General features: G+C 37.6%; 8 protein-coding genes and 4 tRNA genes. 10 read left to right on the top strand and 2 right to left on the bottom strand.

From position 1 onward, the window contains the following. The first annotated feature begins 152 nt into the window (after positions 1 to 152). Together H4J56_RS18870 and H4J56_RS18865 are read left to right on the top strand one after the other, a co-directional pair. On the top strand, positions 153 to 1,205 hold the full coding sequence (locus H4J56_RS18870; RefSeq protein WP_182259776.1) for a hypothetical protein: 1,053 nt from the start codon (positions 153 to 155) through the stop codon (positions 1,203 to 1,205). 78 nt (positions 1,206 to 1,283) lie between these two features. Beyond that, entirely contained in the window at positions 1,284 to 2,336 is a 1,053-nt protein-coding gene (locus H4J56_RS18865) for a hypothetical protein (protein ID WP_182259775.1), read from the top strand. Between the two features lie 174 nt (positions 2,337 to 2,510). Here H4J56_RS18865 and H4J56_RS18860 read toward each other — a convergent pair whose 3' ends face one another. Together H4J56_RS18860 and H4J56_RS18855 are read right to left on the bottom strand one after the other, a co-directional pair. Further along, positions 2,511 to 4,820 carry a carbohydrate binding family 9 domain-containing protein gene (locus H4J56_RS18860; RefSeq protein ID WP_182216159.1) on the bottom strand — a complete coding sequence of 770 codons (2,310 nt, stop codon included), beginning with the start codon at positions 4,818 to 4,820 and terminating at the stop codon, positions 2,511 to 2,513. 171 nt (positions 4,821 to 4,991) lie between these two features. Continuing rightward, positions 4,992 to 7,388 carry a carbohydrate binding family 9 domain-containing protein gene (locus tag H4J56_RS18855; protein WP_182216157.1) on the bottom strand — a complete coding sequence of 799 codons (2,397 nt, stop codon included), beginning with the start codon at positions 7,386 to 7,388 and terminating at the stop codon, positions 4,992 to 4,994. Between the two features lie 249 nt (positions 7,389 to 7,637). On the opposite strand from H4J56_RS18855, the gene H4J56_RS18850 reads away from it, so the two are divergent. The 8 genes from H4J56_RS18850 to H4J56_RS18815 all read left to right on the top strand — a co-directional run bounded on the left by H4J56_RS18850 (position 7,638) and on the right by H4J56_RS18815 (position 11,670). Continuing rightward, positions 7,638 to 8,372, top strand: a complete 735-nt coding sequence (locus tag H4J56_RS18850) for a DUF599 domain-containing protein (RefSeq protein WP_182216155.1) — start codon at positions 7,638 to 7,640, stop codon at positions 8,370 to 8,372. Beyond that, complete coding sequence (locus H4J56_RS18845; protein WP_182216154.1) at positions 8,365 to 8,865, top strand: DUF2919 family protein; 501 nt, start codon at positions 8,365 to 8,367, stop codon at positions 8,863 to 8,865. Before H4J56_RS18850 ends, H4J56_RS18845 begins: the two co-directional genes overlap by 8 nt. 10 nt (positions 8,866 to 8,875) lie before the next feature. Beyond that, positions 8,876 to 9,601, top strand: coding sequence for a DNA polymerase III subunit epsilon (dnaQ, locus tag H4J56_RS18840; RefSeq protein WP_070376981.1), 726 nt, complete (start codon positions 8,876 to 8,878; stop codon positions 9,599 to 9,601). Continuing rightward, positions 9,589 to 10,917 (top strand): TIGR03503 family protein, encoded by a 1,329-nt coding sequence (locus tag H4J56_RS18835; RefSeq protein WP_182216150.1) that lies wholly within the window; start codon positions 9,589 to 9,591, stop codon positions 10,915 to 10,917. Before dnaQ ends, H4J56_RS18835 begins: the two co-directional genes overlap by 13 nt. A 167-nt stretch (positions 10,918 to 11,084) precedes the next feature. After that, positions 11,085 to 11,161, top strand: a tRNA-Asp gene (locus tag H4J56_RS18830). A gap of 52 nt (positions 11,162 to 11,213) precedes the next feature. Next, positions 11,214 to 11,290 (top strand) — tRNA-Asp (locus H4J56_RS18825). Between the two features lie 87 nt (positions 11,291 to 11,377). Next, positions 11,378 to 11,454: transfer RNA gene (locus H4J56_RS18820), tRNA-Asp, on the top strand. Positions 11,455 to 11,593: 139 nt separating this feature from the next. Next, positions 11,594 to 11,670: transfer RNA gene (locus H4J56_RS18815), tRNA-Asp, on the top strand. Positions 11,671 to 11,734 lie beyond the last annotated feature (64 nt).

Genomic DNA, 11,734 nt, shown 5'->3' with positions numbered 1-11,734 from the left:
AAAATTATAAATAATTAGCCATTGACTAATAAATGGTCATTGGACTATTATCAATTTTAACTGGTCGAACGTCCGATGAGTTGTAGTACCAATAAAAATAAGACGTAAAAATATAATTATAAAATAAAATTTAAAAATAATTTGGGGAAATAATGAATATAATCAAACGTATAACGGTTGTAGCAGGGATCTGCCTGACATTCTGCTCAGCAGCTTCTTACAGTAAAGAATATAAAATAGTACTTATCCATGGCTTTCAGCCTCAACAACTTATTGTTGATGGTGACGTTACGGCGAGTGGGCAAAATTACTGGCAAGGCTATTGGAATAACCTCAGTGATGCCCGTATTGACTGGCCTTCATATGAACGAATAGAAGGTAAAATAGCCACAGACTATGTTTGGCCAAAGTTGAAATCATTTTCTGAAAGTAACTTTTGTACACCGGGTTGCATCTTTGTAACACATTCAACCGGTGATTTAGTGGCACGGTATATTATAGATAACCAAGAAACTTGGTTGGAAAATGCTGGATTAGCACCACTGAATATTGTTGCAACCTTTGACATTGCTGGCGCAGGTGGTGGTAGTGAACTTGCTGATGTGGCGGTAAGTGTTGCTGAGGGTACAGAAACGTGGTCTTTTGTCATTGAGGCAGCATTAGAGGCTTGGTTAGGCGGCGATCTTGGCGATGAAATGGGCGTACTTAATGACTTAAAAGTCAATAACGCTAGACAACTTGCACCATTACCAGATGCGAGGATCCCTCGTCTACGCTTTGTCGGTGATGCAAGTGAATATTTAGGGGTTACTAGCCCATTTATTCAAGGTAATGACGACGGTGTTGTTGGTACGCACTCCTCTTGCGGAGCTAATCGCCAAGCAAGATACGGTAGCTGCAGTAACGGTATCGCGTTAAATGGTAAAATAGAACAGCAAGGTAATGCCGTTAATGGTTTTATGCCATACCATTATCCAATGCTTATGGGTAAAGCTTATAGTCATGGTTCGTTACTTGAGCCACAAAAGCAAGGTAAAGTGACGGCAGCAAGTAATCAGAAAAACCTACTGTCAGGAGAAAGTATTTACTTTGACACTTATACTAAAACGACTGGCTGGTGGCTTTGGAAAAGTAATTATCTCTATGTTGAAAATTCGAATGATGACAGTATGTCAACGCTCATTTATGACGCGATTCCGAATTAAATAATATAGTTAAGGCTGTTGGTTTTCTAGGTTAATCAAGGAAAATCAACAGTGTCTTGGCAAAAGAGTAAAGCCGTTATGAAAAAAAAATCATTGTTAAAACAATTCAGTGTTATATCTACTATCGCCGTTGTTGTTTGGCTCTTTTGGCCATCAATACCGCAAAAAATAACGATTGTTAATGAACCCTTGATAAAAAAAATTCCAATTAAGACAACTAGCTTGCCAGAACAGCCGCCAAGTAATAATAGTTCGCTCGAGGCTACAGTTAATAAAATCACTTCAAACGATTCAGCAGTACTTGTTGCACAAGCGTATGCGGCAGAGTTAACTTTTCCACCCTATTCACAACCTTTAACGGATAAAGATTTTGACCGCTTAACCCCTAATTTTTTTAATCCACAATCTATGTTAGTCGACGACAATGGCACTCAAGTAAGTGCCGCATTATCAAAATATCGTTATACCTATCCCGAAGTCGTTTTTGCGACACTAACCGGTGAAAATATTACCGGCGCAGAACTGCAACTTGTCGATATCATTACAGGTAAAGTATTATTGACTAGTCAATTTGAACAGGGTGAAGAAAACTGGCATTCACACTTTACCGGTAAAAGAGATTTGCCACGAGAATTGCAAGCATCGATTAAGGCGAAAATTAACGGTAAGAATATTAATATTACCCTAGCACTTAAATATGTTGATTCAGTTGCTACCCTAGAAAGTTTTGAACCGGCCTACAATGAAGATGCTGATATGGTATTAAAAGCTAATTTAACCACTAGAGAGCAAGGCCTATATAGAATGCGGGCAAATTTATTTGATGCCAATTACCAACCCATCGCCCACTTAGTTAGCAAAGCAAAACTCAATAAGGGCAATAGTCATCTTTATTTAAAAGCTCACCGGTCAGTATTACAAGGCAGGCAAGCGCCATTTTACTTATCAACTTTTTCAATTGAATTAATGTCACCTGCTCCCGGTGAACCGACCAAGTACGGTGATAGTTCAATTGATGAACATGCAATAAAAGGTTTTGCAGTCAACAGTTTAAGCGATTTGCCCTATCAAGCTTCTTCGCAGGAACAACAACGCTTACTACTGTTGCAGAACATGGCAGAAGGCAGGTAGAAGGTTTGATTGATAGTTGATAATTGATGAAACGATGTGTTAATCAATCGTCTGAATAGCGCTGATTTTCCGTAGACAAACAACGACAAGAGCTTTTATTAAAGTCGCAGTGTAAAATAAAGTTTAGTTTGATAACCGCTATCAAACTAAACTTATTTATCGATTAATAAGGTGCTAAGGCATCCAAGCGTAACTAACTTTAGTAAACAAAGTACGTTCACCACGCCTTAACGTAGTTAAGTCGTCATCTTGATAGCTAGTGTCTGAATACCCTAAGAAAAATACTGTCTGTGGATTAAGCTTATAGCTATAAATTAATTGTGTTGATAAATCACTATTGGTGTTCGAATAAGCTGAAATATTATTATCTGGATTTTTATCTACATCGTAGTAAACAACATTTAATTTAAGATAACTGTTCACATCAAATTGGTAAGAAACTCTTAATTCCACTATGTTCGCATCGTATACATTACCTTGACTCGTATCGAGAGTTTCATAAGTATAAGAAAAATCAATCTCTAAATGACTGGTTGGGTTAAGGCGAGTGTTCGCATAAATTTCTTGATAATCAGCGAGGCGATTATTTTGGTAATCTATTTTTTTACCAAAAGAAAAATAAACTTCACCATAAAGGTATCTTGTTGGTTTTATATACGCAAACATAGTCAAAAGCTTTTCAGTAAACCGGTCGGTATTACCGTCAATAGAGTCATCAAACTCAATTGCTGCGAGGCCGCCATTCAATTGATTTAACTCACTTTTACGTAACCCTATTTTATCTGCATAGGTAAACATAATATCAAATTGTGAAAGTTTAGGGCCATCAATCGTAAAACTCGAAGCCAAACTTTTTTCGAGCAATTCACCATTTTCATTGTGTTTAATTTGCCACTGACCTGACAATTTTGCTTCTTGCCAAAAGCTGTCGCCTTCACTGTAAAAGAAACGGTCAACTAATAGTCTCTCATCTTGATAATCAGCTTGGGGCATAAAACCTAAATCAGCGCGGAAATCTTTACCTATTTTTTGATGTTCAGCACTTACCGACCAATACTCCGAGTTGTGCTCATAACTAAGTTTGACCGCTTGGTCGGCAAAATCAGTCGACTCCTCTATTGAATTGTCACTGTTTGAATGAACAACTTGTGCAAGAATAGCATTCGAGTCATCCATTTTATATTTGGTATTGATACCGGCAACGGTATTTTGATAACTATCAGACTTTCTTAAGGTGCTAATTGCACCTAATGAAAAGTCTTCAGAAAAGTCGTAGCGATATTTAAATGCGCCAGAGTGGCTTTCTTCATCTAACGATTTTAAACGTGATCCGGTATTCCCTGGCACAATAAAATTAGTTTCTGTGTCATGACTAATAAAAGCACCATAGGTATGGTTGTCATTAGTACCCGTTAATTTTGCACCATAATCAGGGTCGGCAATGTTTCTGGTATAAACTAAATTAAAATTTGAAGAGAAATAATCTGAGTTTTCTACAAAGAAAGGGCGAGCCTCACGATAAAACAAGGAATAGGTTTTATTAACGCTAAGTTGTCCCGCATCAGACTCTACTGTCGAAAAATCTGGGTTTACCGTAACGTTTAATAGCGTGTTGGCATTAATACCCCAGCGTAAGTCAACGCCCGCTTCGGTGTCGTTATCGCTTTGCCATTCATCTTGTGGGTCGTAAATGTCACGAGTATCATTTTTACTTGCCACTATTGCTGGCGTGATTGTTAAATTGTTACCGGTTTTTGCATCTTTAAAACCTTTTGCTTCAGGTATTTGGCATAACCAACAATCATTGTCTCGGTCGAGCGGTATATGAGATATACGCAGGCGAGAGTCGCGCGGGTAGAGACGAATAAACTCAATTGCCCAGGTTTTTTCTTCATCTGTGTCAGCAAAGTTCAATGCATGGTAGGGCACAGCCATTTCAACTTGATAGCCACTCGCTGTTCTTTTGCCAAACGATTGCCACATACCATCCCAAGCTGAATTGACATCACCGGTGAGTTCGTTTTTTATTCTATCGATTTGCGATCCGTAAGGATTAACAAAGAGTTCATAACTTAATCGTCGATTGTTGTAAGTGTCGAGTTTTATACCCACCACATCGTCTTCGAGTCGTGTATCTCGGTCACCTAAGTAGGCAATTATTTCTTCTGGGTTGGGATCTTGGGCAATAAAAGAGATATAAATGGTCTCGCCATTTTCAAATATTTTTGCGGTGGTTTTAACTGGGCTAGGCTTATTATTCCAAGGGGAATTAACAATGTTGAGCTCTATGGATAATGCCTGAGACCATTCCTCTTCGTTGATGTTGCCGTCTATGGTGACTTTTGTTTTAGCATAAGGTATCGATAAATGATCGATTTTATTAATTGTTTGTTCTTGGGCATTTTGTTCAGCAAAACTATTCTGTGAAAATAGTAAGAATATACTAGCTACTAAGGCTTTGTAGCTACTTCTTAACAACAACATTTTCTCTCCAGGGTTACATTTTATTATTTTTATATTGTGACTCTGGATAAATTGTGTCAAAAAAATGCAGTTAAAACAATCATTAATTATTCTAGCTCTATTATTAGCAGGCAATAAAAAAGTCGCCAAATGGCGACTTTACGTAAAAGCTGATGAGATTTTTATTTATTTTTACTTCATCCAAGCATAGCTAAACTTCATAAAGAGATTACGTTTATTTTGATTTAAGTCGCTAAAATCTTCTTCGGTGAAGTGTCTATCCGAATAGCCTAGATAGAAAACTGTTTGCGAATTCAACTTGTAGGCGTACAACAATTCAGTTGAGACGTTCTTCCTGCTTTGGGTAATATCTTCGGGATCCGTGTAAATATAATTATTAATATTTCTGTTGGTATTATTATAAATAAAACTAAACCGTAAAAAACTTAATACATTAAATTGGTACGTTGCTCTAAAATCGGTCAATCTTGCAGTAAAGACGTTGTTACTGGTCGCATCGACGTTATTATTAGTGGCATCTAATTGATTAAAGGTATGTTTGATATTTAATTCTAAATGCTTATCAACATTTAAGGTTACCTGTGAACTCCACTGTTTAGTACGGCCAAGACGGTTGTTTCTGTAATCAATGGCATCGCCGTATTTAAAGTTACTGTTAAAGTATAGACCTAGCATTGGATTAACTTCACCAAAGAGTGAAAATTGATTTTCGGTAAATAAGGTGGTGTTACCGTCAATGGCTAAAATACTTTTATCTTTTCTTAAACCGACTAAATCACGGTTTGAATAAGAAAAGCGGAAGTATGAATTCATACTTGAATTTAGTTGAGCGTTGATATCAAATTCTTTTTCAATCAATTCATTATTGTCGTTATGGGTGATATCCCAATCAGAATATATTTTAAATTTCGTCCACCATTCGCCTGGTTTCGCATACCACTTTCTATCACCACCAACAGAAAAACGCTTGTAGTCAACATTAGGAATAAAGCCTAAATCACCACGAAAGCCAGAATTTTGCTGATCGTATGTTACGCGGTAATACCAGTCTCGGTCATTGTGAGAATAGCTTGTTTTAAAGGCACTACCACTAAACTTATCATCTTTTAAGGTCCGTAAAACCTGCTCATTGTAATCACATTGACTATAGCCACAGTCAATGTTTTCTGGTGGCGCATGGCAATTGTCTGACTCACTTGAATCGTCGCTATCATCGGCATTACAAAATTGCTCAAATAAGTTATCAGGATATTCTGTAGTTGAATAAAGCGCTTGAAACTTAAAGACATCAGCCGTTGAAAGTCTAATTTGACTGCCGACACTGTGTACTATATTTTGATAATCTTCGGCGGTACGTATGGTACTTACGGTCCCCATAGTGATGTTTTCGTTAAAATTGTAACGATAGCGAAAAGCGCTTGCTTTTGATTCGCCTTCGATGCTCGCTATGGAAGAGCCTCTATTACCGGGGATTAAAATATTGGTACTGTCGTCATCGGTGACAAATAAACCAAAGGAGTGATCATTTTCTCGACCAGTTAATTTAGCACCGTAGTTTGGCGCGTTAATATTTCGGGTATAAATCAGGTTATAATTTGAATCAAAGTAATCAGCATTATCTAGAAAAAACGGTCTTTTTTCTTGGGTGAAAAGTGCAAAGTTATTATTGATATTTAACTGAGCATTATCTGTTTCAACTGTTGAAAAGTCTGGATTAATTGTGGCATTCAACACCCAGTCAGGTGTTATTCCCCAACGAACATCTAAGCTAGCTTCTGTGTTGGTTTCACTCTGCCAATCCTCATTATTTTCTCTTTGTTCATTAACGCCGGTAACAAGTGAAGGCGTAACGGTTAAGTTATCGCCTTGTTTTGCCCCCGTAAAGCCTTCAATCGTGTGAAGTTGGCATAACTCACAGTCGTTATCTCGTTCAAGGCGGACGTTTGAGAAACGAAAAAATTCGTTTCTCGGATAAAAACGCATTAATTCAATGCCCCAATCTTGTAATGACGATTTTTCAGTAAAGTTAAGCATACGAAGGGGTAAAGCCATTTCTACTATATAGCCTTTATCGTTAATTATTCCTGCACTGTCCCAGATGCCATCCCAAGAATCACTTTCACTTTTCGTTATTTCATTTTCGACACCGTCGATTTGAGAGCCTAAAGGGTTGACTAAAAATCGATAAGCCGAACGTTGGTCGTTATAAGTGTCAATTTTTATGCCAACGACATCGTCACCCCATGATTGATCTCTATCGCGGTAAAACGCTCGAATTTGGCTTGGGTTGGGATCTTCAGCAATGAAAGCAATATAGAAAGTACCGCCATCTTCCATTAATAACGCTTCGGTATGAACTTGGCTAGGTATATTGTCGTATGGACGAGTAACGTTATTGATTAATATTTTTTTTGCATGGCGCCATTGTTTTTCATCTAATTTAGCATCTATGGTTATTTTACCTGAAATCCTTGGGATTTGGGTTGACTGTTGCGCGTTAGCTTTACAATGAAAAGAAAATAATAAAGTGGAAATAGTCAAAATATGGCTGAATTTGACAGTGAACATTGATGCTCCAAAGGAAAGTGTTTGCACAAAGTTTATCTGCAATACTGACGGTAAACTTAAGTAATAGATTTACCGGCGATGGTGAAGAAAGTTAGACTTTCTGTCAAAGGAATTACGATAACTGGTATAAGGAATACGATTAATGGTTTTTTCTAACATTTTTTGCATGCTTAATCGTAGAAAATTTAGCTCGAATCTATAAATATTCTCCTGCATAATGGAATGCCTGTTATCTAGTTCTTCATTATTATGCCACTTACTTTACTCGATATTCTTGCCTTTATATGCTTTGTAACTTGTTGGATTGGTTACACTTGGTTTGCTCGTGTCAAGGCAAAAAACACTAATTGTATCGCCAGATGTCTTCATCAACATAGAATTCATTGGATGAATGAGCTAATGACGCGAGATATTCGTGTTGGTGAAGCTGCGTTGTTAGCAAATTTGGAGCGAAATATTGCTTTTTTTGCTTCAACAACTTTACTGGTTTTAGCCGGTGTATTGACTCTATTCGCTCAAGTCGAACGTTTAGAAGCGGTAATAGGTTCAATTCCCTATGCTGATTTTCCAAATCATGCGGCGATACAATTAAAATTAGGTGTCTTAGCTTTTATTTTCATTATGTCCTTTTTTCAATTTACTTGGTCTATGCGACAGTATGGCTTTTTAAATGTCATGATTGGTGCTGCGCCTTATGATGAGTTAGGCGAAGATGAAAACTTGCGTGCCTATGCAAAACAAATGGCAATAGTACAAGACCAAGCCGCACATTCTTATAATTATGGATTACGTTCTTATTATTTTTCTATTGCGGCAATGTGTTGGTTTTTTCATCCTGCGTTATTTATTTTTGCCAGTTTACTGGTTGTTTATACTTTATTTTATCGTGAATTTAGATCCCGAGCAGTAAAAGCTATTACCGCCGCACAAGAGCACTTAAGAATAGAGCATACAAAAAAGCGCGGTCATGATATTGATGAGTAAACATAATTACTCTGCTTATTCGGTGCAAGATTTTGACAATTTTGATTGTTTGAAAATATCAAAATGGGTCTACGTAGCCTTGATTTTTATTTTACGGGGTTATGTTGTTTGGCTAATGTCGGTAACCAATATGAAAGACCGTGTTGGTATTATTCAATGGATATACCCTGAAACATCATTGTTTTATTTAAGCTTAGGCTCTGGGGCGTTAGGTGTTTTTATTGTCCTTGTCTTAAGTTTACGGCGGCCAAATGCGAAAGGTTGGGTTAAAAAATCATGGCGCCATGGTAAAGGTATTCTCACTTTCGCCTTACTTTTTGATTTGATTATTTGCTTAGTTGGCTTTTTTTATTGGCATTTACTGTCATTAACATGGTTAATTACCCAAGCTATTATTGTTGGAGCGCTTATAATCATGTTAAATCTCAGTAAAAAATTTACAATAAATATTACTGAGTTTCCAGAGCCACTTCCTGACCCAAAAAAAAGGTGATGAAATCACAATGAATAACGAACAAGCTGTACAGCAAGATGAACGATTAATTATATTAGATACAGAAACAACGGGTATTAATCCTAGGGAAGGGCACCGAATTGTTGAAGTAGGCTGTGTTGAAATGATCAACCGACAGTTAACCGGTCGTAGTTTTCACGTTTATATCAATCCATTATTTGAAATGGATCAGGAAGTTATCAATATTCACGGATTAACCAATGAGTTCCTTCGTGATAAACCTTTATTTAGTCAAGTCGCCGATGACTTTATCGAATTTATTAAAGGTGCACGCCTTGTTATTCATAACGCTAAATTTGATATCGGCTTTATGGACAATGAATTTGCTTTATTAAAGCGAAATATTCCCAACACTCGTGATATGTGTACTGTTATAGATACGTTGCATGTTTCAAAAGATGAATTTGGTTCACCAAAGACCCTAGATTATTTAGCCCGTTACTATCGTGTCGATAAATTAGTCGACCGCACTTATCATGGTGCATTAATCGATGCTCAACTTTTAGCGTTTGTTTATGTAGAGATGACGCGTAAGCAGTCCGTGTTAAATCTATCAGCAGGCAGCGAATCAGGTGACAGTAATGCTATTCGTCGTTTACCCGCACAACGAACAAAATTAAAGGTTATCCAAGCTTCTGCCGATGAACTTATTAAGCATAGTGAAAGATTAGCGATTGTTGCTGAAAAAGGGAGCGAACCAATATGGCCCAAATAGGTCAGTCAAAACTTTTTATTATCATAGTAGTAGCCTTTCTATTGATATCTATACCAAGTTATGGACAACAAACCAAAATTGATTATTACCAATCAGATAATGTTACCAATGCTATTCCTTATTTTGAAAATCGGTTTAAAATAGATGCCTTGCTTGAAGAAATAACTCTGTTATTTTATCGAAGAAGTGGCACGCCACCCATCATACTTGTGCGCCCTGATGGCACCAAAATTAAAATTAATAATTTACCTAAAGATAAAATCACTTGGTTTGATGATCGTACTTTTGATTTAATCACCATTAAAAATCCAATGCCCGGCCCTTGGCAGGCTATTGGTGATATTTTACCGCAAAGCCACATTATGGTTGTCACTGATGTCACTATTAAAGTTGACCCCTTACCTGAGGTTATCCTCTCGGGAGAAACCTTAAAAATTGAAGGGCACCTTTATAATGGAGAACAAGCTATTGACGATCCACTCTTTCGTGACGTTATTAACCTCAATGTAGATTTTTTTAGTACCAATAATTCTGCGTATGATAATTTTGGTGCTGAACCCATTAAAATAGCGCAGTTTCGTGATGATGGCCGTGACTTAGATGAGTATGCCAAGGATGGTGTCTTTACCGGCGAATTTGAACTTGCTTTTGCTCCGGGTGAATGGCTACCTATTTACTCTGTTATTATGCCGATGGCTACTCGAGAGTTACGACAAAAACCCATTATTTTGCAAAAGACACCAATTACCATTTCTGTTGAACCCGTAATGGAAGTCGGGAAGTCTCACAAGGTCATCTTTACTATCGACCCCACTTATGTAGATATGGATAGTGTTTTGTTTCAAGGGAAAGTTATTTTTCCAGACCGTCAAGAAGTACCATTTTCTATTATGGAAGGAAAAGGAAATTTACGTACTTACGAACTTGCTTACACCGAGTCAGGTGTTCATCGTATACAAGTGAGTGTTTTTGGCAAAACAATTAACGGCCGCGAATTCCGTTTAGTGTTAGAACAATTTACCTTTAATGCAGAAAGTAAAACGGGCTTAGTGATGCCGACCCTAAATGCTAATGGTGAAATGACATCACTCCCTGTAGACAAAGCGGATGTTGTTATTACCGATAAAATTATACTAGCAGAGGAAAAAGCTAAACAATTAGCCATGGAGTTGCAAGAAGCTAAAGTCGAACAAGAAAGCGCAAAAAGTGAAAAAGATCTACAAACTTATATTATTATTGCTGTTGCAAACGTCGGAATCGTCCTTATTGCGTTAGTCTTTTACTTTATATCTCGCCGAAAAAAGAACAAAAAATGATGAATAGCCAATTAAATAAAGCCATTTTTGAATGTAATTCCTCCGTATTGTACATCAAACGTGCATACAGTTAATTATATTAAAAAAGTGGTTGACTGCTCTGCGTCTTAACCGTATTATCTTCGCCGCATTCAACGACTTGTTGACGAATGTGTTGATTATACAGCGGAGTGGTAGTTCAGTTGGTTAGAATACCGGCCTGTCACGCCGGGGGTCGCGGGTTCGAGTCCCGTCCACTCCGCCAATTAATCAAAGGTTAAGCACCTAGTTTTACTAAACGTTTAAAACAATACAGCGGAGTGGTAGTTCAGTTGGTTAGAATACCGGCCTGTCACGCCGGGGGTCGCGGGTTCGAGTCCCGTCCACTCCGCCAACATTGTTTAAGTAAAGAATAAGGTTTGAATGACCTAACGATAAAAGGCGTGACATCTTTTATTATAACATTCAAAAGCAATACAGCGGAGTGGTAGTTCAGTTGGTTAGAATACCGGCCTGTCACGCCGGGGGTCGCGGGTTCGAGTCCCGTCCACTCCGCCAACATTGTTTAAATTAAGAATAAGGTTTGAATGACCTAACTATAAAAGGCGTGACATCTTTTATACTAACATTCAAAAGTAAAATCACGGGTTTAAGTACCGTCTACTTAGGTAGTAAAACTTGAAGAAAGCAATACAGCGGAGTGGTAGTTCAGTTGGTTAGAATACCGGCCTGTCACGCCGGGGGTCGCGGGTTCGAGTCCCGTCCACTCCGCCAACATTGTTTTTACTGTTTTTTATAGTCTTATAAAAAATTAAAATAGTTCAAGACCTCAAGACCT

Origin of the sequence: Colwellia sp. BRX8-4 (assembly GCF_014077345.1) — a bacterium.
In the GTDB taxonomy this organism is placed as follows: Bacteria; Pseudomonadota; Gammaproteobacteria; order Enterobacterales; family Alteromonadaceae; genus Colwellia_A.
Note: the sequence above shows the minus strand (reverse complement) of the source record. Positions and strands in the feature narration are given on the sequence as shown.

Coding starts and splice junctions, on each gene's coding strand:
- H4J56_RS18865 (WP_182259775.1), top strand. CDS start 1,284: ATGAAAAAAAAATCATTGTTAAAACAATTCAGTGTTATATCTACTATC.
- H4J56_RS18860 (WP_182216159.1), bottom strand. CDS start 4,820: ATGTTGTTGTTAAGAAGTAGCTACAAAGCCTTAGTAGCTAGTATATTC.
- H4J56_RS18845 (WP_182216154.1), top strand. CDS start 8,365: ATGAGTAAACATAATTACTCTGCTTATTCGGTGCAAGATTTTGACAAT.
- H4J56_RS18870 (WP_182259776.1), top strand. CDS start 153: ATGAATATAATCAAACGTATAACGGTTGTAGCAGGGATCTGCCTGACA.
- H4J56_RS18850 (WP_182216155.1), top strand. CDS start 7,638: ATGCCACTTACTTTACTCGATATTCTTGCCTTTATATGCTTTGTAACT.
- H4J56_RS18855 (WP_182216157.1), bottom strand. CDS start 7,388: ATGTTCACTGTCAAATTCAGCCATATTTTGACTATTTCCACTTTATTA.
- H4J56_RS18835 (WP_182216150.1), top strand. CDS start 9,589: ATGGCCCAAATAGGTCAGTCAAAACTTTTTATTATCATAGTAGTAGCC.
- dnaQ (WP_070376981.1), top strand. CDS start 8,876: ATGAATAACGAACAAGCTGTACAGCAAGATGAACGATTAATTATATTA.